Origin of the sequence: Kribbella sp. NPDC049584, assembly GCF_040675555.1 — a bacterium.
Taxonomy (GTDB): Bacteria; Actinomycetota; Actinomycetes; order Propionibacteriales; family Kribbellaceae; genus Kribbella.
In genome coordinates, this window is the sequence record NZ_JBFAPF010000002.1 from 526,596 (window position 1) to 551,936 (window position 25,341).

22 protein-coding genes and 1 pseudogene are annotated in these 25,341 nt (G+C 68.7%); 5 read left to right on the forward strand and 18 right to left on the reverse strand.

Annotated elements, in window-relative coordinates; genetic code table 11:
* The gene (locus AB0J62_RS09310) at window positions 1-3,123 is read right to left on the reverse strand and encodes a glycoside hydrolase family 9 protein (protein WP_363866375.1); all 3,123 of its coding nucleotides are present in this window, start codon (window positions 3,121-3,123) and stop codon (window positions 1-3) included.
* A gap of 126 nt (window positions 3,124-3,249) precedes the next feature.
* Between AB0J62_RS09310 and AB0J62_RS09315 the strand changes: the two genes are divergently transcribed.
* Together AB0J62_RS09315 and AB0J62_RS09320 are read left to right on the forward strand one after the other, a co-directional pair.
* Complete coding sequence (locus tag AB0J62_RS09315) at window positions 3,250-4,260, forward strand: LacI family DNA-binding transcriptional regulator (protein ID WP_363866378.1); 1,011 nt, start codon at window positions 3,250-3,252, stop codon at window positions 4,258-4,260.
* A 186-nt stretch (window positions 4,261-4,446) separates the two neighbouring features.
* Window positions 4,447-4,944: a DUF3145 domain-containing protein gene (locus AB0J62_RS09320; RefSeq protein WP_130446981.1), complete on the forward strand. Its 498-nt coding sequence runs from the start codon at window positions 4,447-4,449 to the stop codon at window positions 4,942-4,944.
* Between the two features lie 199 nt (window positions 4,945-5,143).
* Here AB0J62_RS09320 and AB0J62_RS09325 read toward each other — a convergent pair whose 3' ends face one another.
* The 9 genes from AB0J62_RS09325 to AB0J62_RS09365 form a co-directional block, all read right to left on the reverse strand.
* Window positions 5,144-5,461, reverse strand: coding sequence for a hypothetical protein (locus tag AB0J62_RS09325; RefSeq protein WP_363866381.1), 318 nt, complete (start codon window positions 5,459-5,461; stop codon window positions 5,144-5,146).
* Window positions 5,458-6,117: a nucleotidyltransferase domain-containing protein gene (locus AB0J62_RS09330; protein ID WP_363866384.1), complete on the reverse strand. Its 660-nt coding sequence runs from the start codon at window positions 6,115-6,117 to the stop codon at window positions 5,458-5,460. Before AB0J62_RS09330 ends, AB0J62_RS09325 begins: the two co-directional genes overlap by 4 nt.
* Window positions 6,114-6,962 (reverse strand): pentapeptide repeat-containing protein, encoded by an 849-nt coding sequence (locus AB0J62_RS09335; protein WP_363866387.1) that lies wholly within the window; start codon window positions 6,960-6,962, stop codon window positions 6,114-6,116. The genes AB0J62_RS09330 and AB0J62_RS09335 overlap by 4 nt, the downstream gene beginning before the upstream one ends.
* A 64-nt stretch (window positions 6,963-7,026) precedes the next feature.
* Window positions 7,027-8,460 (reverse strand): carboxyl transferase domain-containing protein, encoded by a 1,434-nt coding sequence (locus AB0J62_RS09340; RefSeq protein ID WP_363866390.1) that lies wholly within the window; start codon window positions 8,458-8,460, stop codon window positions 7,027-7,029.
* 15 nt (window positions 8,461-8,475) lie between these two features.
* A complete protein-coding gene (fabF, locus tag AB0J62_RS09345) occupies window positions 8,476-9,711 on the reverse strand; it encodes a beta-ketoacyl-ACP synthase II (protein WP_363866393.1) in 1,236 nt (411 codons plus the stop codon).
* 132 nt (window positions 9,712-9,843) lie between these two features.
* Window positions 9,844-10,092, reverse strand: coding sequence for an acyl carrier protein (locus AB0J62_RS09350; protein ID WP_130446978.1), 249 nt, complete (start codon window positions 10,090-10,092; stop codon window positions 9,844-9,846).
* A gap of 90 nt (window positions 10,093-10,182) precedes the next feature.
* Entirely contained in the window at window positions 10,183-11,172 is a 990-nt protein-coding gene (locus AB0J62_RS09355; protein WP_363866396.1) for a beta-ketoacyl-ACP synthase III, read from the reverse strand.
* Entirely contained in the window at window positions 11,169-12,362 is a 1,194-nt protein-coding gene (locus AB0J62_RS09360) for an acyltransferase domain-containing protein (protein WP_363866399.1), read from the reverse strand. Before AB0J62_RS09360 ends, AB0J62_RS09355 begins: the two co-directional genes overlap by 4 nt.
* 78 nt (window positions 12,363-12,440) lie before the next feature.
* Window positions 12,441-13,640 carry a helix-turn-helix domain-containing protein gene (locus tag AB0J62_RS09365; protein ID WP_363867729.1) on the reverse strand — a complete coding sequence of 400 codons (1,200 nt, stop codon included), beginning with the start codon at window positions 13,638-13,640 and terminating at the stop codon, window positions 12,441-12,443.
* 42 nt (window positions 13,641-13,682) lie between these two features.
* On the opposite strand from AB0J62_RS09365, the gene AB0J62_RS09370 reads away from it, so the two are divergent.
* Together AB0J62_RS09370 and AB0J62_RS09375 are read left to right on the forward strand one after the other, a co-directional pair.
* Window positions 13,683-14,723: a PHP domain-containing protein gene (locus AB0J62_RS09370; RefSeq protein WP_363866402.1), complete on the forward strand. Its 1,041-nt coding sequence runs from the start codon at window positions 13,683-13,685 to the stop codon at window positions 14,721-14,723.
* Window positions 14,723-15,730 (forward strand): pirin family protein, encoded by a 1,008-nt coding sequence (locus AB0J62_RS09375; protein WP_363866405.1) that lies wholly within the window; start codon window positions 14,723-14,725, stop codon window positions 15,728-15,730. The genes AB0J62_RS09370 and AB0J62_RS09375 overlap by 1 nt, the downstream gene beginning before the upstream one ends.
* Here the strand turns inward: AB0J62_RS09375 and AB0J62_RS09380 are convergent.
* The 7 genes and pseudogenes from AB0J62_RS09380 to AB0J62_RS09410 form a co-directional block, all read right to left on the reverse strand.
* Window positions 15,696-16,229: a hypothetical protein gene (locus AB0J62_RS09380; protein WP_363866408.1), complete on the reverse strand. Its 534-nt coding sequence runs from the start codon at window positions 16,227-16,229 to the stop codon at window positions 15,696-15,698. The genes AB0J62_RS09375 and AB0J62_RS09380 overlap by 35 nt on opposite strands.
* A 74-nt stretch (window positions 16,230-16,303) precedes the next feature.
* Window positions 16,304-17,938 carry a LuxR C-terminal-related transcriptional regulator gene (locus tag AB0J62_RS09385; protein ID WP_363866411.1) on the reverse strand — a complete coding sequence of 545 codons (1,635 nt, stop codon included), beginning with the start codon at window positions 17,936-17,938 and terminating at the stop codon, window positions 16,304-16,306.
* A gap of 35 nt (window positions 17,939-17,973) precedes the next feature.
* Entirely contained in the window at window positions 17,974-19,059 is a 1,086-nt protein-coding gene (locus tag AB0J62_RS09390) for an NAD(P)/FAD-dependent oxidoreductase (RefSeq protein WP_363866414.1), read from the reverse strand.
* Complete coding sequence (locus AB0J62_RS09395; protein ID WP_363866417.1) at window positions 19,056-19,364, reverse strand: hypothetical protein; 309 nt, start codon at window positions 19,362-19,364, stop codon at window positions 19,056-19,058. The genes AB0J62_RS09390 and AB0J62_RS09395 overlap by 4 nt, the downstream gene beginning before the upstream one ends.
* A gap of 94 nt (window positions 19,365-19,458) precedes the next feature.
* Window positions 19,459-20,388: an NAD-dependent epimerase/dehydratase family protein gene (locus AB0J62_RS09400; RefSeq protein WP_363866420.1), complete on the reverse strand. Its 930-nt coding sequence runs from the start codon at window positions 20,386-20,388 to the stop codon at window positions 19,459-19,461.
* A 19-nt stretch (window positions 20,389-20,407) separates the two neighbouring features.
* Window positions 20,408-20,482: pseudogene (locus AB0J62_RS09405) on the reverse strand (hypothetical protein); the annotation flags it as partial.
* Window positions 20,483-20,551: 69 nt separating this feature from the next.
* Window positions 20,552-21,601, reverse strand: coding sequence for an aldo/keto reductase (locus tag AB0J62_RS09410; RefSeq protein ID WP_363866423.1), 1,050 nt, complete (start codon window positions 21,599-21,601; stop codon window positions 20,552-20,554).
* 101 nt (window positions 21,602-21,702) lie between these two features.
* Here AB0J62_RS09410 and AB0J62_RS09415 point away from each other — a divergent pair, with 101 nt between their 5' ends.
* Window positions 21,703-22,287 carry a TetR/AcrR family transcriptional regulator gene (locus AB0J62_RS09415; RefSeq protein WP_363866426.1) on the forward strand — a complete coding sequence of 195 codons (585 nt, stop codon included), beginning with the start codon at window positions 21,703-21,705 and terminating at the stop codon, window positions 22,285-22,287.
* A gap of 152 nt (window positions 22,288-22,439) precedes the next feature.
* On the opposite strand, the gene aceE is transcribed toward AB0J62_RS09415, so the two are convergent.
* Complete coding sequence (aceE, locus tag AB0J62_RS09420; RefSeq protein ID WP_363867732.1) at window positions 22,440-25,166, reverse strand: pyruvate dehydrogenase (acetyl-transferring), homodimeric type; 2,727 nt, start codon at window positions 25,164-25,166, stop codon at window positions 22,440-22,442.
* Between the last annotated feature and the right edge of the window lie 175 nt (window positions 25,167-25,341).

Below are 25,341 nucleotides of genomic sequence, written 5' to 3' on the forward strand. Positions count from 1 at the left end.
CTAGGTCCCGTTGATCAGCCGAGTCGCCAGGTCCGGGCTGAACTGACCGGCCGGGACGGTCGGAGCGATTCCGCACTGGCCGTCCGAGTCGCCTGGGACCTTGACCCACAGCAGCAGCTCGGCGCCGCCGCCTATCTGGCTCGCGACGCCGAGTTTGCGGCCGGCCGGGTTGCACCACTCACCGTTCGAGCCGTTGCCGTTGCGGCTGGTGTCGACGGCGAACGGCTTCGGCGCCGACATGTTCGCGCGTACGTCGTTGGCGTAGGTGACCGATGCGGACGTGGTGTAGTAGTTCGACACGTTGACCACGAACCCGTGCGCCGCACTCACCCCGGCGCCGGCCAGACGCTGCGCCATCGTTGCCGCCGGCACCCAACCGGCGTTGCCGGCGTCCAGGTACGCCCAGGTGTTCGGCGCCCGGTCGCGGAACTGCTGCAGCGCGAACGTCAGCATGGCGTTGCGTTCGGCGATCTGCGCGTCGGCCATGCAGTTGAAGTCGCCCAACGTGTCCGGCTCCACGATCACGATCGCGGGCCGGCCGCGGATCGAGTCCGCGAACGCGGAGATCCAGTCCCGGTACGCCGCGGGCGACCCCGCACCGCCGCCCGAATGACCGCCGCAGGCGTCGCGTCCGGGCAGGTTGTACGCGACCAGGATCGGCAGCTTGTCCGCGTTGTCGGCCGCGCCGACGAAGCCGCCGACCATCGCCCCGATCGTGGTCCCCGCCGGCGGGTTGGCGAACCATCGCGCCATCGGCTTGGCGGCGAGGTTGGTCTGGATGCTGCTCGCCCTCGAGTCGCCGGCATTGTCACGGACCCAGGTCGCCGGGTTCGAGTTCGGGTCGACGTAGAAGCCGCTCGTCAGGTCGATCGGGCCGGCCTGGACCTTCGCTGCCACCGGCGCCGGATGGTCGGGAGCCGTCTGACTGTCGGCGTACGCGGTCAGCCAGGCGAGGGCGGAGTTCCAGTTGATGGCGACCTCGTTGGTCGAGTACGAGCCGATCTCGTCGATGTAGCACTTGGCCGGGGCGCAGCCGGGGAGGTTGCGTTGGGCGACTGGATCCTGCAGGTGCGAGTTCGGTCCGCCGGCGAGGGATCCGGGGTACGGCGATGGCAGCGCCGGATTGAGTGAATGCGCCCAGAAGCGGTGATGCTGGTTGTGGCTGGCGCGTTCGCCGTACCCGGTGACGTAGGACTGGTTGATCGCGTTGCGGCCGAGCAGGTAGTCCAGCGACTCCAGAGCGGCTGACCGGTAGGCCGTGCGGCCGGTGAGGTCGCCAGCGATCGCGAGGATCATCGCGTCGTTCGCCGTGGCCGAGTTCGAGCCCCAGACGTACTGGCCGTCGGCCGGCTTGTACGGGTTCGCGTATCCCTGTGATCTGAGGTCGGCGAGGTACGTGTCGGCGGTTGTCGCGATCCGCTGGCGGAGCTTTCGCTGCTCGATCGCAGGCAACCGCCACGGGACCCGCGCGAGGGCGAGGTCTGCGAGCCCGCCGGTCTCCTGCCACGAGAAGCCGTCAGCGGCGTTCAGCGTCGTCGTGATGAATCGCTTGTACGACGCCTTGCCCGTCGTCGCGAACAGCTCGGCCGCGGCCCACGAGAACTCGTCCGTCACCTTCGTGTCGTCGTACGCGCCGCCGCCTTCGCCACCGGCCGGCGCGTAGATCGCCGGGTGCTGACGGGCCGCGTCCCACGCCGTCTCGGCGGCCGACAGACAGCGTGCGGCGAACTTCTTGTCCCACTTCGAGTAGACGCGTGCACACCGCGCGCCGACGGCCGCGAGGTTCAGCGTCGCCGCGGTCGACACCGGGTAGAGGTAGCGCGGCTGCGGGTCGTCGGCGGGCGGCGTACCCAATGCGGTCCACTTCTCGTCGTGGATCTTGTGGTGCACCATGCCGCCCGGCGCCTGCATCCGCAGGAGGAAGTCGAGCTCCCACTTCGCCTCGTCCAGCACGTCCGGCGTGCGATTGCCCGCCTCGGGGATCTTCAGCGGTACGCCGGGACCGGTCTCCTCGTACAGATCGAGGAGCTGCCAGGCGGCGAGCGCGCCGTTGACGACGTACTTGCCCTGATCGCCGGCGTCGTACCAGCCGCCGCGGACGTCGAGGCTGTAGTCGCACGTGCCGGGGTAGCAGGGAACCGACGTGTCGCCCTGGTTCGGTGCGACGCCGAGGTGGCCGGCGGCGCGTGCGTACGTGTCGCCGACGTACTGCGCCTCGATCGGCATGCCGCTGCGGTTGTTGTAGAAGTACGCCAGCGCGTCCCGCCTCAGGTCGGCGTACACGTGCTTGCCGATGTCGAACGGCTCGCTGACATCGTTGCCGACGGCAAGTCGGAAGCCGCTCCCGGTACCGCGGTACGACCCGAAGTCGATCAGCTGGACGGCGTCGCCGGACAAGGCGTCCATACCATACGGTTTGGTATGGCCGCTCGCGACGGCCTCGTTGCTCGCGGCAAGCAATCGCCAGTCCAGCGGCGTGGTGGCGGTCGTGACGTAGGTCGCCCGCTTCGGCCCGCCGGCGACGTACCCGAGCTGGTTCACGCGGACCGGCGAGCCGAAGTCGCGGATCCCGCCCGGCGGCACGATCCCGCCGATGACCGAGATGTTGTCCAGGCACAAGGTGTACGGCGTGGTCGCGCCCCCGGCCTGGAACGAGACCTGCCCGTGCGTGTCGGTGACCGGTGAGGTGCCGGTGAACGTGAACGTCTGCGTGGTCGTCGTGGCGTTGACCGCCTGGTTGAGCACAGTCGCATGCGGCGCGGCGCCCTGCTGGAGGACAGCGCGGAACTGCACCGGCCGGCTGGTCGACGCGTCGAAGCGCAGCGTGTACGGCTGCCCCTCCTCGAGCGGGAGATCGTCCTGCCCGATCATCGAGTCCCATGCGTTCACCGTGCCGGCCGGGATCTGCGCGCACAGCCGGCCGTCGGTGACCGCGGACGGGGTGTTGCCGCTCGTCCACCACGGATCCTTCACGGTGTCGAAGGTCCCGTTCAGGACCCGCTCGTACTGCGGGTCGGCGGCGGCAGCGGGGGTGACAGCGGGCGTGACGGCCGCGGCAACGACGGTCAGGGGGAGAACGGTGGCGAGGGCCAGGATCAGGACTCGCCGTGGGGCGGTGGGCATCGGTCCTCCAGAACGCTTGGGAGCGCTTCCAGTTTCTCGGCATCGTGCCGAGCCGCGGAGGCGGTGTCAAGGGCGTGGCAGAATGCTGAGAGCGCTTCCGGTTTTCTTCTGTGTGAGGATCAGCCTGTGACCGACGTCCGCAAGCGGCAAGTGACACTCGACGAAGTCGCCGAGCGCGCCGGCGTGTCCAGATCGGCGGCGTCGAGGGTGCTGAACAACGCCCCGCATGTCAGCAAGGCGAAGCGGGAGGCCGTCCAGCGAGCCGTCGCCGACCTCGGGTACGTGCCGAATGCGTCGGCCCGCGCGCTGGCGACGCAGCAGGTCGGCGCCGTCGTCCTCGCGATCTCCAGCGACAACCCCGAGGTGTTCGCGGATCCGTTCTTCGCCGAGGTCGTCGTCGGGATCAGTTCGGTGCTGGAGGAGACCGAGCTCGAGCTGATGCTGATGATGGCGACCTCGACCCGCGGGCAGACCCGGCTCGAGCGATTGCTGCGGACGCGCCAGACCGACGGCGTGATGCTGATGTCGACGCACGGCGACGATCCACTCGCCCGGCTTGCCGAGCAGGCCGACGTACCGGTCGTCTTCGGCGGCGCGCCGATCGCGTTCGAGCCGCAGTACTACGTCGACGCGGACAACCGCGGCGGCGCGAGGCTGGCCACCGAGCACCTGATCGCGACCGGCCGGCGCCGCATCGCCACGATCACCGGCCGGATGGACGAAGGCGCGGGCGTTGCGCGGTACAAGGGCTATCAGGAGGCGCTGGCGGTCGCCGGGCTGGATGCGAGCCGCGTCGTACACGGCGACTTCTCCGAGGACGGCGGGACCCGTGCGATGCACGAGTTGCTCGCGATGCACCCCGACCTCGACGCGGTCTTCGTCGCCTCCGATCAGATGGCTATCGGCGCGTTGCGGGTGCTCACCGACGCCGGCCGCACCGTTCCGGGCGACGTTGCGATAGTCGGCTTCAACGACGTGAACGCCGCGCGCCACACCACCCCGCCGCTGACGACGATCAGCCAGCCGATCCGGTCCCTCGGCCGCGAGCTGGCTCGCATGCTGCTGGCAACGATCGCGGGGGAGAGCCCGACCCCGCTGATCCTCCCGACCCGCCTCGTCCGGCGAGCTTCGACCTGAATCGCGACACGATGGTGATGTAGTTGACACGGCGAGGTTACTGGTGTTCGAGGGGGTGGTGGTGCAAGATGTACCAGAGTTCCGCGGGGTATCTCGTGATGCCTTTGAGGGACGAGTAACGCCAGGACTGACAGGCAAGTGGTCGAGAACGCTGGGGAAGGCGCCCCTCGAGCACAGGAGGTCCCGGTGGCGACGACTCGTGGCGTTCTGTACGTCCACACGGTGCCGTCAGCGTTGTGCCCTCACGTCGAGTGGGCCGCGGGCGGCATCCTTGGCGTGCCCGTAAAACTGGATTGGACACCGCAACCGGCGGCCCAGGGCACGTACCGGGCCGAGCTGTCCTGGCAGGCCGAGGCCGGCACTGCGGCCAAGCTGGCATCCGCCCTGCGCGGCTGGCAGAAGCTGCGGTTCGAGGTCACCGAGGAGCCGAGCAACGGCGTCGAGGGCGAGCGGTACTCGTTCACCCCCGAGCTCGGGGTCTTCCACGCGACCACCGGCGTCCACGGCGACATCATGGTGCCGGAGGAGCGACTGAAGGCGGCCATGCTGAAGGCCGCCAGTGGCGAGGCGGACCTGACCGAGGAGGTCGAGCGTTTGCTCGGTCGCCCCTGGGACGACGAACTCGAACCCTTCCGCTACGCCGGCGACGGCGCCCCCGTGCGCTGGCTGCACCAAGTCGTCTAAGCGCTTCCTGAGAACTTCAGAAGAAAGCCGTCAAGGGCGGAGCTTTTCGCGAACTTTTCGATGAGACTGAGCATCAGACGTTCTACAAGGGTGGGAGGGGCCGTGGCCGCTGGGCCACCGGGTGTCGGGACACCCCCGGTGGTTGTGAACAACAGCGGCCGCACCACGTGAAGGGCACGGATCTCCGGATCCGTGCCCTTCAAGCCGTCTGGGTCATCCGCCGGCGAAGATCCGTCAGGAGCTCCAGCACCTCGTGCCACTGGGCCTGCCAGACCGAGTCGAACGGCTCGCTCGGCTGCATGATGCGGCGGCTCGTCGACTTGAGCGTGCGGATCATCGCCGCGATCGCGGCAGCGTCGCCGGCACTGAGCGTACGGCGTTCCTCGTCGAGCCACTCCGCGGCGGCAAGTGACGCACGTCCAAGTCGCGCCCTCAATGGATACGCGGCTTCTGGCCGCAGATCGGCCGTCAGGATCGTGTCGATCCTCCGTAGTGCACGCGCCCGCCGGATACTCATGTGATCCCCCCTCGAATCGCTGGTGCCAGGTCTCCGACCCGGCAAACGAACTTGTCGGCGATGGCAGCCCAGTGCATCCCGACACCGACGTCAGCCGCAATGGGTGCGGCAATGCCCCGCGCTTCGGCGAGGCGGAAGCGGTACAGGTCGACAGCGCCATCCGCGTCCCGGGCGAGTCCGGTCGCACGGAACGCCGTACGGATGGATGTCGTCCGGTCGAAGAGCGGTGTGCCGAGCAGGTAGCAGGCCAGGATGCTGCAGTGCCGCACGACGGTCGCGATCACCGAGAGCTCGAAATCCGCCGAGCCGCCGTCCAGCAGGCTTTCCCGGGCATCCGCGAGCCCGATCCGGAACCCCTCGATGTCGTCGGCTGTCCGCTGATACGGCGGCAGGTCCACCAGCAATTCGCGCAGGCGGGACGGCTCCGGCGTAGTCAATGGCCGTCCCTCGCGCTTCAGATGCAGCAGGAACAACGACCCGTACGCGGCCATCTGCTCGACGGCCGACCATCCGTAGGTCCGTACCGACACATGCTCACCGTCAGGTACGTCGACCGGACCTGTCTCGTCGGTGACTATGAGGATGTCGACGTCGCTGCCATCGTCCGCCGTACCGCGGGCGACCGATCCGTAAAGCCAGATCTCGGTCTTGGTCATCGCCGAAGCAATGCCTTCAGCAGCAGCGTGACGTACATGCCTGCGAACAGCACTCCACTGAGCCCCTCGAGAGTCGACAAGATCCTCGCAGTAGTAGTTGTGGTCTGCGCCGACGACAACCGATCGAGCGAGAGGAAGTTGCTGAGGCTCAGCCAAACTGCCTCTCCGAACGGGAGGTCGACAGCGACCTTGAATGCTAGTGGGAATAGAACAAGCGCCACCACAGTGGCAATGATCAACAAGCGCCAGGCGCTTTCGCCATGTTTCCACAGGACTCGATTGAGCGTGTGCCAGCCGAGGGTTCCCATCGCGTCAATCCGCCGTCCGAGCGGATAGTGAGCCTCGTACCACGAGTTCTTCGCCTTGACTGCAGCTCGAAGATGCGCGTTCGTCGCCCGTATGCTGGCCAACTTGTACTCGCGTGCCTCGCCCTGATCACCAAGCGAGTCAGCCGCGCGGGACAACTCGGCGAACAGCGTCATCTGGAGGTTTGGCTCTCCTGGTGCGCTCAATAGAAGCTCAGGGGACGGCAGGTAGCATCCACGGAACTGCGCGTATCTGAAGTCAGATGCCCTGAGTTTGACATCTTTGAAGTTGCAGTCGATGAAGCGACATCCGACAAAATGGCTAGCGCTGAACATGGCGTCGCGGAAGTAGCAGCCTACGAACACGCAGTTAAGAAAACTTGAGTTTGTGAGTTCGACACCTTTAAAGCTTATGTGAGCGAAAGTGCAATGTGCGTATTTAGCGTTCTTGATCCTGTTGCCGTCAGCGAACTGACTGGCGAACAATAACAATTCCCCCTCGTACGGCGCTGTGAAGTCAGCCAGCGTCCGTCCCGCCATGGGCGCATCCATCCGCGATGAATAGCACGTTGGTCACCCTCGGTGCAAGATCAAACTCTTGGGTTCAGAGCGGGATGTTGCCGTGGTTGCCGCGGATGGGGCCGTTGGCTTCGGCCTTTGCGATCGCGGTTGCGAGGGCGGTGCGGGTGCGGGTGGGCTCGACGACCTCGTCCACGACGCCGATCTCGCGGGCGCGGTCGATGCCGCCGGCAATCTTCTCGTGTTCGGCGGCCAGTTCGGCCTCGACCTGGGGCCGGAGCTCCGGGTCGACCTCGGACAGCTTGCGGCGGTGCAACACGCGGACGGCGGCGACCGCGCCCATCACGGCGACCTCGGCGCGGGGCCACGCGAACACGCGCGTCGCGCCCAGCGATCGCGCGTTCATCGCGATGTACGCCCCGCCGTACGTCTTCCGCGTCACCAGCGTGACCCGCGGTACGACGGCCTCGGCGAACGCGTGCAGCAGCTTCGCACCCCGTCGTACGACGCCGTCCCACTCTTGTCCGACACCCGGCAGATAACCCGGTACGTCGACCAGCACGACCAGCGGTACGCCGAACGCGTCGCACATCCGGACGAACCGCGACGCCTTCTCCGCCGACAGCGCGTCCAGGCAACCACCGAGGCGGAGCGGGTTGTTGGCGATCACGCCGACCGTCCGCCCGCCGAGCCGGCCGAGCGTGGTGACGATGTTCGGCGCCCAGCGCTGGTGGAGCTCGACGACAGGATGGTCAGCAACCTCGTCGAGCACCCCTCCAACCAGCGGATGGACGTCGTACGCACGCTTGGCCGACTCCGGCAGGAACCCGGACAGGTCCGTGTCCGGGATGTCGGTGGACATCGAGCCTTGGTTCGCGAGCAAATCGGTCAGCCGGCGGGCCTGCTCCAAGGCTTCTGCCTCGGAGTCGGTCGTGATGTGGACGACCCCGGATCGCCGGCCGTGCGGCTCGGGCCCGCCGAGGCGCAGCATGTCGACGTCCTCACCGGTGACCGAGCGGACCACGTCCGGCCCGGTCACGAAGATCCGGCCGTCGGGACCGAGGATGACGATGTCGGTCAGCGCCGGACCGTACGCCGCGCCGCCCGCCGCCGGGCCGAGCACGACCGAGATCTGCGGGATCTTCCCGGACGCCTGCGTCATCGCGTAGAAGATCTTGCCGACCGCATGCAGGCTCAGCACGCCCTCGGCCAGCCGCGCGCCGCCCGAGTGCCACAGGCCGATGATCGGCACCTGCTCCTCGCGGGCGACCTCGTACGCCTCGACCACGACGTCGCAGCCCTCGTCACCCATGGCGCCGCCCATGACGGTGGCGTCTGAGCAGAAGGCGACGACCTTCGCTCCCGCAATCCGCCCGCGGGCCGCGATCATCCCCGACAGGTTGTCGGGGGTGATCAGCTCGAGACTGCCCGGATCGAGCAGGTTCGTCAGCCGGGTGACCGGGTTGCGCGGGTCCAGTTCACGGGGCAGTTTGGCGGGTTTTGCCGGAGCGATGGTCATCGGACCTCCGAAGAGTTACAGGGATTTGAAGGCGATGGCGGCGTTGTGGCCGCCGAAGCCGAACGAGTTGTTCAGCGCCGCGATGTCCCCGTCCGGCAGCTTGCGCTGCTCGGTTGCGACGTCAAGGTCGATCTGGTCGTCGAGCTTGTCCACGTTGATGGTCGGCGGCGAGACCCGGTTGTGGACGGCGAGCACGGTCGCGACCGACTCCACCGCACCAGCGCCGCCGAGCAGGTGACCGATCATCGACTTCGGCGCGGTGGCGACGGCGTGGTCGGCCTCCTTGCCGAGCGCCTGCCGGATCGCGATCGACTCGGCGATGTCGCCCTGCGGCGTCGACGTGGCGTGCGCGTTGATGTGGAAGATGTCGGCCGGGGTCAGGTCGCCCTCGGACAACGCCCGCTCCATCGCTCGCCGCGCACCGGAACCGGTCGGGTCGGGCTGCGCGATGTCGTGGCCGTCGGCCGAGATGCCGGCGCCGGCGAGCTCGGCGTACATCTTCGCGCCGCGCGCCTTCGCGTGCTCGTACGACTCCAGGATCAGGACGCCGGCGCCCTCGCCGAGCAGGAAGCCGTCACGGTCGACGTCCCACGGACGCGAGGCGCGCTCCGGTTCGTCGTTCCGCTTGCTCAGTGCCTGCATCATCCCGAACGCGGCCAGCGGCAGCGCCATGATCGCGCCCTCGGCGCCACCGGCGATCACCACATCCGCGCGGCCGAGCCGGATCTGGTCCAGCCCGAGCCAGATCGCCTCGTTGCCGGAGGCGCAGGCCGAGACCGGGGTGTGTACGCCGGCCTTGGCGCCGAACTCCAGGCTCACGTACGCCGCGGACGAGTTCGGCATCAGCATCGGGATCGCCAGCGGCGACACGCGGCGCGGGTTCTGCTGGAGGGCGTCGTAGTTCGAGAGCGTGGTGTGCAGGCCGCCGATACCGGACGCGACCGCGACACCGAGCCGCTCCTTGTCCATCCCGGAGTCCTCCAGGCCGGAGTCGGCCCAGGCCTCACGGGCGGCGACGACGGCGAGCTGCGCCGTCCGGTCCAGGCGGCGGGCCTTGACCCGCTCGATCACCTCGGTCGGGTCGACCGCGGCCGGTGCGGCGATCTGCACCGCCAGGTTCTGCACCCACTCGTCGGTCAGCCGCCGCGCGCCGGAGCGTCCGGCCAGCAGCCCTTCCCAGGTGCTGGACACGTCACCCCCGAGCGGGGTCGTGGCTCCGAGCCCAGTGATGACGACTCGGGTCTTCGACATGGTTACCTCATCCTTCACAAGACAGATCTGCGGTTGGGAGCGAGGGGTGTGTGTACTGCGTGGTGCTCATCGAGCCGCGGTATGGGTCACAGCCCGATGAGCACCCCGGGCCAGCACGGGTGACGGCGTACGTCAGCCGTTCTGGGCGCGCTCGATGAACGCGACCGCGTCGCCGACGGTCTTCAGGTTCTTGACCTCGTCGTCGGGGATCTTCACGTCGAACTTCTCCTCGGCGGCCACCACGACCTCCACCATGGAGAGCGAGTCGACGTCGAGGTCGTCGGTGAAGGACTTGTCCAGCTGGACGTCCTCCACCGGGATGCCGGCGATCTCGTTCACGATCTCGGCGAGGTTGGAACGGATCTCTTCGGTGCTGGCCATGTTCTCTGATTCCCTTTCGGATTTCTTCTGGCTGTACTGCTTTGGTACAGCCGGGTGCGGCCACCTGAGCCGCCCCCGGACAACTATGGACTACGGCAGCCGGATGACCTGGGCGGCGTACACGAGGCCGGCGCCGAAGCCGATGATCAGGGCGAGGTCGCCGCTGCGGGCTTCGCCGGCCTCGCGCATCGCGGTGATCGCGAGCGGGATCGACGCCGCCGAGGTGTTGCCCTGGCGCTCGATGTCGCGCGCGACCTTGACGTGCTCGGGCAGCTTCAGCGCCCGCCGCATCGCGTCGGTGATCCGCATGTTCGCCTGGTGCGGGACGAACAGGTCGAGCTGCTCGGCCTTCACCCCGGCCACGTCCAGCGCCTGCTGCGCGGTCTTCGCCATCTCGAACGACGCCCAGCGGAACACCGGGTTGCCGTCCATCGTGAGGTGCGGCCAGTTGTGGTTGCCGTGCACCTCCTGCCAGGACTCCTTCTGGCTGATCACCTGGTGCTGCGTACCGTCCGAGCCCCACACGACCGGGCCGATCCCCGGCTCCTCGGTCGGGCCGACGATCGCGGCGCCGGCGCCGTCGGCGAAGATGAACGCCGTACTGCGGTCGGTCCGGTCGGTGATGTCGCTGAGCCGCTCGACGCCGATCGCGAGCACGTACTTCGCGCTGCCGCCGCGGACCAGGTCGTTGGCCATCGCGATGCCGTAGCAGAAGCCCGCGCAGGCCGCGGAGATGTCGAACGCCGCCGCGGTCGGGGCGCCCACTGCGACCGCGATCTGGGTCGCGATCGCCGGCGTCTGGTACAGGTGGGTGACCGTCGAGACGATCACGCAGCCGATCTCGGCCGGGTCGATGCCGGCGTCGGCCAGCGCGTCCTTGGCCGCGTTCACCGACATCATCAGCACGGTCTCGTCGTCGCTCGCCCAGCGCCGCTCCTTGATCCCGGAGCGGGTCTGGATCCACTCGTCGCTGGAGTCGATCTGCTCGAGGATCTCCGAGTTCGGCACGACCCGCCGCGGCCGGTACGACCCGATGCCGAGGACTCCGGCGTACGTCGCACCTGTCGACGCCGTGATCATGCCGGGCTCCCGGCCGGGTGCAGCCGGACCAGGGGCTGGCCCGGAGCGACCGGGTCGCCTTCCTCGGCCAGCCACTCGACCACGATGCCGCCGTGCGGAGCGGTCACCTCGACCTCGTCACGCAGGCTCTTGACCGTCGCGACCACCTCGCCGGCCTCGACCTTGTCGCCGGTCTCGCGGCGGGTCCGCTCGGAGCGGGTAAACGTGCCCTTGATCGGAGCGACCAGCAGGCGCCAGGTCGGGGAGGCGTCGATCTCGGACGGGCTGCCGTGCTTCTCGACGAACGCGCGGGCGTCGTCGAGCTGGTCCGGGGTCTTGAGCGCGAACGTCTCGACACCCTTCAGCGCACGCCGGGCGATACCGGTCAGCGTGCCCGCCGGCGGCAGCTCGAGGATGCCGGTCACGTCGAGGTCCGACATGGTCTGCATGCACAGGTCCCAGCGGACCGGCGCGTTCACCTGGTTGACGAGCCGCTGCAGGACGTCCCGGCCGTCGTGGACGACATGGCCGTCACGGTTCGAGATCAGGCGGGTCCGCGGGTCGTGGGTGCTGATCGCGGTCGCGTACTTCGCCAGCGTCTGCACCGCCGGCTCCATGTGCTTGGTGTGGAACGCGCCGGCGACCGACAGCGGAATCAGCCGGGTCTTGGCCGGCGGGTCGGCGGCCAGCGCGGCCAGCTCCTCAACGGTGCCAGCGGCAACGATCTGGCCGGGGCCGTTGTCGTTCGCGGCGGTCAGGCCGTGCTCGACGAGCTTGGCCAGGACCTCCTCGCGGTCACCGCCCAGCACCGCGGTCATCGAGGTCGCGGTCTGCGCGGCCGCGGCGGCCATCGCCTTGCCGCGCTCGCGGACCAGGACCATCGCCTGCTCGGCGGTCAGCACACCGGTGCCGGCCGCGGCGGCGAGCTCACCGACGCTGTGACCGGCGACCGCGCCGACCTTGGTGAAGGCGTCGGCCGGGTGCGGGAACACCGCCAGCGCGGCCAACATGCCGGACGCGACCAGCAGCGGCTGCGCGATCGCGGTGTCGCGGATGGTGTCGGCGTCGGCCTCCGTGCCGTAGTGGGCCAGGTCGAGACCGGCCACCGCGGAGAGCCAGTTCAGCCGGCTCTCGAAGACGGGATCGGCCAGCCACGGCTCGAGGAATCCTGGGGTCTGGGCACCCTGACCGGGTGCGACGATGACGAGCACGTGTCAACTCTCCCTCACCAGGGCCCGTCGGGTGCCGCTGCACGAGCACGAATTCTTCCGGGCCGGTTTGTAGGGATCCTACAAAACTGTGGTTCCCGGCTCCGGATTGAGCAGGCGACCCAAGGTCAGTGCGACACGCAATGTGAAAGCGTCGCGGGGATCGAGCGGGTTGTACGCCGTGATGTCGGCCACACGCTTGAGGCGGTACCGGACGGTATTGGCGTGGATGAACATCGCCCGGGCCGTCGCCTCGATCGATCCGCCGGAGTCCAGGTACGCCGAAACCGTGTCGAGGAGCACCCCATCGCCGACGGTGAGCGGGCCGTAGACCTCATTGGCGAGCTGACGGCGGGCATGGCCGTCTCCGGAGAGTGACCGCTCGGGGAGCAGCTCGTCGGCCTGGACCGGCCGGGGCGCAGCGGGCCAGGCGGCTGCGGCGCGGAGGCCGGCAACGGCGGCACGAGCCGAGGTGACAGCGGACATCAGATCCTTCACGACCGGGCCGACGACAATCGGGCCGGGTCCAAACCATTGGGCGAGTTTTTGTACGATCTCCACAGGTTTACTCGTACCGCCTAGTACCACGACCAGGCGGTCGCCCTGGATCGCGCAGAGTGCGTCGGCACCGGCCTCGCGGGCTGCGTGCCGCACCATGTCGGCGACATTCGAGGCCGTTTGGGCGTCTTCGGCGCTCTGGGCCCGCCCGACGACAACGGCGACCTCGGCCGATCCCGTCGTACCGGCGGCTCCGGTCCAGCCGAGGGCCGAGGCGCGGGACCGGACCGATTCGTCGGCCTCGCCGCGGATGACCGAGTCGACGAGGAGGGCTTCCAGCCGGGCGTCCCAGGCGCCGCGCATCTCGGCGGCCTGCGCGTAGACGGTGGCGGCGGCGAAGGCGACCTCGCGGGCGTAGCGCTGGATGGCCTCGTGGACGATCGGTACGTCGTCGGGCGGGAGCAGCGTGCCGATGGTGGTCTCGATGGTCTCGATCGTCGTCCGGACCAGGTCGACGGTCTGGTGCAGCGAGATGACCCGGGTGAACTCGCGCGGCGCGGACCCGAAGATCCGGGTCGGCATCGAGGAGTGCGCCTCGGGATCGCGGAACCATTCGACGAACGCCGAGATCCCGGACTGCGCGACCAGCCCGATCCAGGACCGGTCCTGCGCCGAGAGCTCCCCGAACCAGGGCAGCTTCTCCTCCATCGCCGCCATCGCCGCGGTGGCGAGCGCCCCGGTCGCGCCCTGCAACCGCTCCGCCCGCGCCACATGCGCACCCATCGCCACGGACCGACCATAGACCTCCGCTGCCATGATGGTGGCATGACGGACAAAGCGGGCGTGGAGGACGCGATCGCGGCACTGCGCGCCATCGGGTATTACCTCGAGCGGGACCGGCAGCCGACGCACCGGGTGAAGGCGTACCGGCGGGCCGCCGACACGATCGCCGCGCTCCCGGCCGCCGAGGTGCGCGCCCGCCGCCGGGCCGGGACGCTGACCGAGCTCGCCGGCATCGGCCCGAAGACCGAGGCCGTCATCGTCGAGGCGATGGACGGCGCGACCCCGTCGTACCTGGTCAAGCTGGAGGAGGCGGCGGGGGAGCTGACCACGGCGGGCAAACAGCTGCGCGCGGACCTGAAGGCCGACCTGCATCTGCACTCCGAGTGGTCCGACGGCGGCAGCCCGATCGAGGAGATGGCGCGGACGGCGCATCGCCTCGGCCACTCCTACATCGCGCTGACCGACCACTCGCCCCGGCTCACCGTCGCCAACGGACTGTCCCGCGAACGCCGGCTCCAGCAGCTCGAGGTCGTTGCCGAGCTCAACAAAAAGCTGGCCGACGAGCTCGACGGCTTCCAGATCCTGAACGGGATCGAGGTCGACATCAACGAGGACGGCACGCTCGACTGCGACACCGAGATCCTGGCGCGGCTGGACGTGGTCGTCGCGAGCGTGCACTCGAAGCTCCGGATGGCGTCCGAGCCGATGACCGAGCGGATGGTCCGCGCGATCGCGAACCCGCATGTCGACATCCTCGGCCACTGCACCGGCCGGTTGATCACCGGCGGCCGCGGTACCCGTCCCGAGTCGGAGTTCGACCCCGAGGTGGTCTTCGAGGCCTGCCGCCAGTTCGGTACGGCGGTCGAGATCAATTCCCGTCCCGAACGCCTCGACCCGCCCAAACGCCTGCTCTCGATGGCTGTCGAGATGGATTGCATGTTCTCGATCGACACCGACGCGCACGCGCCCGGCCAGCTCGACTGGCAGGTCTACGGCTGCGAACGCGCCGAGGACTGCGGCGTCACCCCCGACCGCGTCATCAATACCTGGGACCAGCAGCAACTCCTGGAATGGACCGCATGATGAGTGATCTCGAGAAGGATCCGGCCGAAGTCATCGGCACCGGGGACTGCGAAGGACCCGCGCTGGAGCTGCTGGAAGGGCGCGAGGTCGTGCTCGGACGATCGACGACGGTACGGCGCCTGCTGCCGAACAAGAACCGTCGCATGGTCGGCGCGTGGTGCTTCGTGGACCACTACGGGCCGGACGATCTGACCCAGCGCGTCGACTCGTACGACGTACCGGGGGAGCGCGGCATGCAGGTCCCCCCGCATCCGCATACGAGCCTGCAGACGGTGAGCTGGCTGTTCGAGGGCGAGATCGAGCACCGCGACAGCGTCGGCTCGCATGCGTTCGTACGGCCCGGCGAGCTCAACATCATGACCGCCGGCAACGGGATCGCTCATTCCGAGATCTCGACCCCGACCGCTCCGCCCATGTTGCACGGAGCGCAGCTGTGGGTCGCCCTTCCCGACTCGGTGCGAACGACGACCCCGCCGGCCTTCAACGCGTACGCCGATCTGCCGGAGCTCGAACTCGACGGCGCCCGGGCAACCGTCATGATCGGCACGGTTGCGGGCGTCACCTCACCCGCACCCGCCTACACCCCACTCGTAGGCGCCGACATCACCATCGATCCCGGTCGGACCCTCGAGTTGCCGTTGACGACGACCAACGAGTACGCCGTACTGGTCGTCGACGGCTCGCTGTCCGTCGGCGACCTGCACCCCGGCTTCGGAGAGATGGTCTATCTGGGCGCCAACCGCGCATCCATCGACCTGGTTGCATCCAGCAACGGTGTCCGGTTCCTCCTGCTGGGCGGCGAACCCTTCGAGGAACAACTCGTCATGTGGTGGAACTTCATCGGCCGCTCCCACGAAGAGATCGTCGCGGCGCGCGAGTCCTGGCAGCAAGCCATCGGGGCCGGCGGCAACGACCGCTTCCACCTGGTCCCCGGCTACGATGGCGATCCCCTCCCCGCGCCGCCGCTGCCGGCTATCGCACTGAAGCCACGACCGCGGGCGCGCTGACCCGGCGGCGGTAGTAGGCCCAGGTCAGGACCAGGAGGGCCGGACCCCAGAGGTTGAGTGGGGTGTAGCAGGTGAGCATCAGGACCTTCCAGCCCGTGTTGGCGAACGGGATGAAGTGGTCGGTGTAGGCGTCGCGGAAGGCGTAGGTCCAGAGGGCGATCAGGGACAAGCCGCCCAGCGTGGCGGGGATGATCGCGGCGTACGGATGGACGCGGCGGCCGCCGATCAGCGGGATCCAGCGTGGGGCGACCTCGCCCCAGCGGCTGACCATGCCCAGGGCCGTCAACGCGACCAGCTCGGAGAAGATCGTCAGGCAGACGACGTACACCTTGCCGCCGGCTCCCGCGAGTCGGGTGGCGTTGCCGTCGGGGTCCAGCATGCCCATCGACGAGCCGAAGACGAGACCGAGCCGCCACAAGCTGGACGGCAGGACCATGAACGGGATGAGATGCGCCAGGCGGTACGCCCAGCGGGGGACGGGACGCTCAGTTGTGCTCACCCGTCGAGCATCGGGCCAACCACCCCGCCGTCACCTCACCCGCCCGAGGGAACGTGCTCCCTCGGGAGGACCTTTCACAGCAGGTCGTGGTCGCGCGCGTACGCCGCGGCCGCCGTCCGCGACGGTACGTCGAGCTTCGCGAAGATGTTGGTGAGGTGCCGCGCGACCGTCTTGTCGCTCAACACCAGCAGACCCGCGATCTCGGCGTTACTGTTGCCCACCGCAACCAATCGCAGGACGTCCAGCTCCCGTCCAGTCAGTCCGCTCGTACTGCGACCGATCAGTTTCTCGGCCTCCTGGCGCGCCCCCACAGCCCCGAGCTCGGCGAACGTCCGGCACGCCGCGGTCAGTTCGGCAGTCGCCGAGTCGTCGTCCCCGAGCAACCGGACCGCCCGCCCGACGAGCACCTTCGCCCGAGCCACCTCGTACGGCGCCCGCAGCTCGCCCCACAGTTGCACAGCAGCCCGTGCCTGCGGCAAGGCCCGATCAGCATCCTCACCGGCCAACGCCACGAGCGCCGAGCAGTACGCCGCCGACGCCCGCAACCCCGCACACCCGAACTCCTCGGCAATCGTCGACAACTGACCAGCCGCCTGCTCGGCCTCAGCCGGCTCGTCGCCCGCGATCAGCACCTCGACCGCTGCCGCCAGCAGCCGCGACTGATGCACCGGATCACCTGTCTCGGCAAGCAGACGCCGTACGGCGGCAACCGCGCCCGAGACCCGTCCGCGCGCCACCATCAGCAACGCACGCCCCGGCTGCGCCTCGTATCCGTAGCTGGCGGCCTGGTCGTACGCCGACTCCGCCGCCACGTACTCACCGAGAATCCGCAGTACGTCGCCGCGCTCGCTCATCGCCAGCCCCGCGGCCACGCTGTACCCCGACGCCGCGTACCGCTGGCAGGCTGCCTCGAACTCCGCCAACGCCTCGGGGTACGCAGCATGCAGCCGCAGGATCTGCCCTCGGTGGACGGCGCACTGCCCGGTGAACGGGACCAGGTCCGGCTGCGTGTCGCACCAGCGGGTGAGTGCTGTCGTCCAGGCCGAGGCCCGCGCGAAGTCGAGGACCTCCTGGCAGGCCTCGATCATCGAGCAGTAGACCATGCCCGCGAAGACCGGTGACAGCTCGCCCGCCGCGACGCCGACCATCGCTTCGTCCAAGATGGCAAGGCCTTCCGGCACGTGACCGGCGTACATCATCATCCGGCCTGTGCACACCAGACCTTGCGCGAGCAGATCCGGATCGCCGTGCCGCCGCGCCACGGTGATGATCTCGTCACCCGTCGCTATCGCGGCGGCGAAGTCGCCGCGATCCAAGCACCGGAAGAAGTCGTGGATCAACAGGTAGCCGCGCTCGACCACGTCGGCGGGGTGGTCGGCCAGCAGCCGTTCGGCCCGTGCGGCCCAGCCGCTGCCGACCGCGCCCTCGCCGCGGCCGTTGTGCACGCGGGCGAGCCAGAACGCGAACCGCACCGCGCCCAGCACCTCGCCGTTGTCGATCCGCAGCCGGTAGCCACGCTGCAGCGCCCGGATGCACGCGTCGATGTCGCCGAGCAGGAACGCGGCCATCCCCAGCGTCATCAGATCGTCCGCGCCGAGACCGACCGTCCCGGGATCACCGTCGGCCGCGGTCAGCCGGTCGTACGCAGCGGCCCAGTCGCGTCGCTCGAACGCGATCCGGGCTCGCTGCAGATCGTCGACAATCCCCATCAGATGTCCCCCACTGGCGAGCATGCCCTGCCGACTCACGCCGCGGCAAGACTCCGCTCGGTGCGGACCCGCGCCGCGATGCGGCGGGCGACGTACGCCGCGTCCCGGCCGACGCCCGGCAGCACCATCGAACTGAAGGCGTACTGGAACGACAGCCCGCAGAAGAACAGACCGGGGACGTTCTCGGCGACCCCGCGGTACTCGCGCGGCCAGCCGTCCGCGCCGACCAGCGGCATCTTGATCCAGTCGAACACCTGCCGGAAGCCGGTCGCCCAGACGACGTTCGCGACGTTCAGTACCCGCCCGTCGGCCAGCATCGGCAGACCGTCCTGGGTCCCCGTGACCCGGGCCGGCACCCGCTCGACCCCGCGCTCGAGCAGATCTGCGCGCTTGACCCGGATCATCGGGCCGCCGTGGTGCCGGATGTGCTCCATCTCTTTCCTGCCCATCGGCGTCCGGCGGGTGAGCACGTGCCGCCACGCGAACAGCAGGAGCGGCCAGAAGAATGCCTGACTCGGCCGGCCGGGCGTGAACGGCACCTGCCCGGGATCACGGCCGCACAGGATCGTCTCGTGCGTCTGCGCGACCTCGTACGCGATGTCGGTGCCGGAGTGCGACCCGCCGACAACCAGCACGGCTCCGTCCTTGAGCTGTTCCGGACGCTGGTACTCCGACGAATGCAGCTGCCGGATCGCCGGGTCCAGGTCGACCGCGAAGTCCGGCAGGTACGGCGTACGCCCGAAGGTGCCGGTGGCGACGACGACGTTGTCCGCGGTGAGCTGCTCGCGGCCGACGGTGACGACCCACTGGTCGTCGAGCCGTTCGAGCTTGTCGACCCGGGCGTTCTGCCGGACCGGGAGGTCGAAGCGCTCGGCGTACGACGCGAGGTAGTCGGCGACCTCGTCCTTGCCGGGGTAGTGCCACGGGTCGGCCGGGAACGGCAAACCGGGCAACCCGTCGTACTTCGCCGGCGAATAGAGCTTGAGGCTGTCCCAGTGCGACCGCCACTGGTCTCCCACTCGCGCGCCGCCGTCGAGGATCGTAAACGGCTCGCCGAGCCGCTGTAGGTGGTAACCGGTGGCAAGCCCGGCCTGTCCCGCGCCGATGATGATCGTGTTCATGCTGGTCTCCCTTCCACGTCGCGCTGGAGCGTGTGGAATCGCGAGTGGAATCGCAGCCACCACAGCAACATGAGCGCGGACGTCACCATGTAGAAGCCGTGCAGGATCCAGATCGGTCCCGGCGGCAGGTGCACCACATAGATGCAATGGACGGCGTTGCCGACGTTGGCCAGCACCAGGTTGGCGGGGCTGTACGACGCCAGGTCGCGGGTCCGGATCGCCCGGACCACCATCGGCAGGGCGCTCGACGCGAAGAGGATGGTGGACATCGTCCCCGCGAGAAGAGCAACGCTTGCGCCAGTCATGGCATCGACGGTAGGGACCGCGGGCCGCCCGGCGCGTCGGACGGAATGCGCAACTCGCGGAGGTGCGCGACTACGAGGTTTGTCGTACGTCGCGTCAGACGGTCGCACCGTTCAGCGCGAGCAGGCTCTCGGCCGTGTCGACGATGGTGTCCTCGATCGGCCGTGGTGACCAGCCCAGCACCCGTTGCGCTTTCTCCGAGGTGGCGTCGAAGTTCCTGCCCAACTGCGGCCGCAGGATGCGCAGCCCCGGATTGACCTGCGCGAGGAGTCGCGCCGTCCACACCGGCAGTTCGCGCGTGGGTACCTTCGAGGCGCGATCGCCGAGGCGGTCGCGCAGGATTGCCGCGATCTCGCGCACCCACAGGCTGTGCCCGGAGATCGCGATGAACCGTTCGCCGGCCGCCGCCGGATCGGTCATCGCCCGCAGGTGCAGGTCCGCGACGTCGCGCACGTCCACGTAGCCCATCGCGAATTTCGGCAGAGCGGGAAGCTCACCGTCCAGCATCCGCTGCAGCAGACCCAGCGACGGCGAGTAGTCGGAGCCGAGAACCGGGCCGAAGACGCCCACGGGGTTCACGACCGCCAGCTCGATACCGCCGTACTCGGCGACGAACTCCCAGGCCGCTTTCTCCGCCAGCGTCTTGGACTTCTGGTAGGGCGCGATGCCGGCGTCCACATTGCTCCAGTCCTCCTCGGTGAACACTCGCGACTTCTCAGGATGCCCCATGCCGACCGCCCCGAACGCCGACGTCAGGACGATCCGTTTCACTCCCGCCGCGCGCGCGGCCCGCAGAACGCGCAGTACGCCGTCCCGAGCGGGCACGACCATCTCGTCGTCGTCGCGGGGCAGGCTGGTCAAGGTCGGCGAAGCGACGTGCAGCACGTAGTCGCAGCCCTCAACCGCCTCGCGCCACCCGGTGTCCTGCTGGAGGTCGGCCTGCAGCACGGTCAGCTTCGCGTCGTCGGACGCCCCGCCTACCCGCAGCATGGCCCGCAGCGCGGGCTCCTTCTTCAGATCGCGCACGGTGGGTTCGTACGGTGTGACCGTTCGCCAGCAGCGCGAGAACGCACCAGCTGCCGATGTATCCCGAACCGCCCGTGACCAGTACTTCTGACATGAGTTGACCTCGCAAACATCTCGATGGGGAAAACGTGGCGGGCGGTCGCGCCGCTGCGGTCGACCGCGTTCACTTCAGCGCCATTCCCGGCACGCGGGCGCGGATCGCGTCCAACTCGGCCTCGTCGGAGATGCTCTGCCAGTCGTAGCGCGGCGTGTAGGGGGTGATCAGCTCCCGCACCTCGTCATCGCTGAGTTTCACGTCCAGCGACGCCACGGCGTCGTCGATCTGTTGGACCGAACCCGCGCCGACCAGTGGCGCGATCACCACCGGCTGGCGATGCAGCCAGGCCAGCGCGATCTGAGCCCGGCTCACATCGTGGGCGTCCGCGACCCGGCCGACCGCGTTGACGATGGCGCGGTTGGACGCCTCCTCCCTGGGCGCGTAGAGCTGGTCGGCGTAGGCGCCGTCGGTCGCGGCCCGTGCAGTGGACTTCGCGTCGTCCCAGGCGCGGGCCAGCCGGCCACGCGCCAGGGGGCTCCAGATGATCGTGCCTACGCCCTCGTCCAGGCACAGCGGGATCATCTCGCGCTCCTCCTCGCGATGCAGGAGGTTGTAGTGGTTCTGCATGGACACGAACCGGGCCCAACCGTGCAGGCGTTGCAGGTGCAGGGCCTTGGCGAACTCCCACGCCGGCATCGAGGACGCGCCGAGGTACCGGACCTTGCCCGCCTTGACGAGGTCGCTGAGGGCTTCGAGCGTCTCCTCCAGCGGTGTCGCGTGGTCGTTGCGGTGTACCTGGTAGAGGTCGATGTAGTCGGTGCCCAGCCGGCGCAGCGAGTGCTCGACCTCGGTCATGATCGCCTTGCGGGACAGGCCCCTCCCGTTGGGACCGGAGCGCATCGGGTGGCGCAGCTTGGTTGCGATCACCACCTCGTCGCGGTCGGCGAAGTCCTTCAGAGCACGTCCGAGGATCTCCTCGCTGGAGCCGTTGGAGTACATGTTCGCGGTGTCGAAAAAGTTGATGCCGACGTCGAGGGCGTGCTTGATCAGCGGGCGCGCCTGCTCCTCGCCGAGGGACCAGACGGGGTGGCCGCGGTCGGGTTCGCCGTAGGTCATCGCACCGATCGCGATGGGCGAGACGTCCAGACCGGTGGTGCCGAGCTTCACATAACGCATGGGGTTCTCCTGCGAGGCTGAACATGCGGAGAATTCTCCGCAAGTACTCGCCAAACTAGCGGAGGATTGTCCGCAAGTCAAAGGTGCGGCATCATCGGCACATGACCGACGGGACCCCGAGCACCTACGGCACGCAGCGCAAGGCCGCCGCGCGCAACCGGGTCGCGATCATCGAGGCCGCTCATGAGTTGTTCGCGAACAACCCGCTCGTGCCGCTGAGTGAGGTCGCCAAGCGCGCGGGCGTGGGCGCGGGAACGCTGTATCGGCACTTCCCGACCCGCGACGACCTGATCCTGGCGGCGTATCAGCACGACATCGAACGCCTGACCATCGCCGCCGGCGAGGTGCTGGCGCGCCACTCATCGGCCAAGGCCGCGTTCATCGAGTGGTTCGAGACGCTGTCGGCCTACATCCGCATCAAGCACGGTCTCGGCGACGCGTTGCACAGCGCCGCGACCCAGGAGGTGATCAATGCGTCCTGGGCGCCGACCACCGCCGCGGTCGCGAAGCTGGTCGACGCCTGTGTGGCCGAGGGCACCATTGCCCCCGGGCATGACCCCGCCGACGTCATCATGCTGATGAGCTTCCTGTGGCGCGTTGCGAACAACGAGGAAGGCGTGGCTCAGGGACGGCGCCTGATCGCCGCCGTGTTCTCCGGCCTGAAAGCCGCGCCCCAGCCGTTCTGACCGCGGCCGGCGACAATGTGTGCGTACAGGTGGGCGACGTTGCCTGGAGGTCCCAGGCGTCCTAGTCGGGCAGTTGACTTCAGACCAGGCCTCACGCAAGAAGAAGAGGCCGCCCATCCCGGGTGGGATGGGCGGTCCGTGGGGACGAGGCGTCAGGCGCCGGCGCCCTCTTGCTTTACGCCGGCGACTGCGGTTGGGTCGTCGATGCGGTACTTGCGGGCCGCCTCGGCGGCGACCTCCGGCTTGACGTCGCCGCGCTTGGCGAGGATCTCCAGCGTCGCGACCACGATCGACTCGGCGTCGACCTGGAAGTGCCGACGGGCCGCGGCCCGGGTGTCGGCGAGGCCGAAGCCGTCGGTGCCGAGCGAGGTGTAGTCGTTCGGAACCCAGCGGGAGATCTGGTCCTGCACCGCGCGCATGAAGTCGCTGACGGCAACGACCGGACCCTTGGTGTCCTTCAGCTGCTCGGTCACGAACGGCACCTGCTCCGGCTCGTCCGGGTGCAGCAGGTTGTGGTGCTCGGCGGCGACCGCGTCGCGGCGCAGCTCGTTCCACGAGGTCACGGACCAGATGTCCGCGGCAACGGAGTACTCCTCGGCGAGGATCTGCTGGGCCTTCTGCACCCACGGCAGCGCGACACCCGACCCGAGCAGCTGCACCCGCGGTACGTCGTCGCCCTCGGCGGTCTGGTACTCGTTGAAGCGGTACATGCCCTTGAGCAGACCGTTGACGTCGAGGCCCTCCGGCTCGGCCGGCTGTGCCACCGGCTCGTTGTACACCGTGAGGTAGTAGAAGACGTCCTCGCCGACCGGCTTGTCCGCGTCCAGTCCGTAGCCGTACATCCGGCGCAGGCCGTCCTTCACGATGTACGCGATCTCGTACGCGAACGCCGGGTCGTAGTGCACGACGGCAGGGTTGGTCGAGGCGAGCAGCGGCGAGTGTCCGTCCGCGTGCTGCAGACCCTCACCGGTCAGCGTCGTCCGGCCGGCGGTCGCGCCGATCAGGAAGCCGCGGCCGAGCTGGTCGCCGAAGGCCCACATGAAGTCGCCGGTCCGCTGGAAGCCGAACATCGAGTAGAAGATGTAGAACGGGATCATCGGCTCGCCGTGCGTGGCGTACGCCGTACCGGCCGCGATCACCGAGCCCATCGCGCCGGCCTCGCTGATGCCCTCGTGCAGCAGCTGTCCGGCGGTCGACTCCTTCCACGACAGCAGCAGGTTGCGGTCGACGGCCTCGTAGTTCTGTCCGTGCGGCGAGTAGATCTTCGCGGTCGGGAACATCGAGTCCATACCGAACGTGCGGTACTCGTCCGGGGCGATCGGGACGATCCGGTGGCCGATCTCCGGGTCCTTCATCAGGTCCCGGAAGAGCCGGACCAGCGCCATCGTGGTCGCGATCGGCGCGTGGCTGCCCTTGGACAGCGGCTTGTAGACGTCGTCGCCCGGCAGCTTCAGCGTCTTCGGCGCGACCCGCCGCTCCGGCAGCGAACCGCCGAGCTGCTTGCGCCGCTCCATCATGTACTGGTACTCCGGCGAGTCGGTGCCGGGGTGGAAGTACGGCGGGTTGTACGCGTCCTCGAGGTCCTTGTCCTCGATCGGCAGGTAGAGCCGGTCGCGGAACGCCTTCAGGTCGTCCGAGGTCAGCTTCTTCATCTGGTGGGTCGCATTGCGGCCCTCCAGCGCCTCGATCGTCCAGCCCTTGATGGTCTGGGCCAGGATCACGGTCGGCTGGCCGACGTGCTCGGTCGCGCTCTTGAACGCGGCGTACACCTTGCGGTAGTCGTGACCGCCGCGGGGCAGCTTGCGCAGGTCCTCGTCGGACAGGTTGCTGACCATCTGCTGCAGCCGCTGGTCGCCGCCGAAGAAGTTGTTCCGGATGTACTCACCGGACTCGACGGAGTACGTCTGGAACTGGCCGTCGGGGGTGGTGTTCATCTTGTTCACCAGCGCGCCATCGTGATCCTGGGCCAGCAGGTTGTCCCACTCACGGCCCCAGATCACCTTGATCACGTTCCAGCCCGCGCCGCGGAAGAACGCCTCCAGCTCCTGGATGACCTTGCCGTTGCCGCGGACCGGTCCGTCCAGCTGCTGCAGGTTGCAGTTGATCACGAAGGTGAGGTTGTCGAGCTCCTCGCGCGCGGCCAGGCCGATCGCGCCGAGCGACTCCGGCTCACCCATCTCGCCGTCACCGAGGAACGCCCAGACGTGCTGCTGGCTGGTGTCCTTGATACCGCGGTTGTGCAGGTACCGGTTGAAGCGCGCCTGGTAGATCGAGTTCAGCGCGGCCAGTCCCATCGAGACGGTCGGGAACTCCCAGAAGTCCGGCATCAGCCGGGGGTGCGGGTACGACGACAGGCCCTGGTGCGGGCCGCGGGACACCTCCTGGCGGAACCCGTCCATGTCGTCCGCGGACAGCCGGCCCTCGAGGAAGGCGCGCGCGTACATACCGGGGGAGGCGTGACCCTGGATGAAGATCTGGTCGCCGCCGCCGGGGTGGTCCTTGCCGCGGAAGAAGTGGTTGAAGCCGACCTCGTACAGGCTGGCCGCGGACTGGTAGGTGGCGATGTGGCCGCCGACCTCGAGGCCCTTGCGGTTGGCCTTGCTCACCATCACCGCGGCGTTCCATCGGATGAACGCCCGGATCCGTCGCTCGATGTGCTCGTCGCCGGGGAACCAGGGCTCCCGCTCGGGCGGGATCGAGTTGATGTAGTCGGTGCTCCGCAGTGCGGGCACGCCGACCTGTCGCTCCCGGGCTCGCTCGATCAGTTTGAGCATCAGGTAGCGCGCTCGCGCCTTGCCCCGTTCGTCCAGGACGGCGTCGAGCGATTCGACCCATTCACGCGTCTCGTCGGGGTCGATGTCGGGGAGCTGGGTGGGCATCCCCTCGGTGATGATGGCTGGTGGTTCGTGTCCGGAAGCCACGGTGTCCTGCCGTTCTCTCTGGTTGCTCTTCACAGCAATCCTGTCACCTGTTCGGAATGCGTTCTACTTCGCCTTCCCTTCCGGACCGATTCCGGCTGGCCGGGGCTGAGCCCAGCGGACACGCCCGGTACCC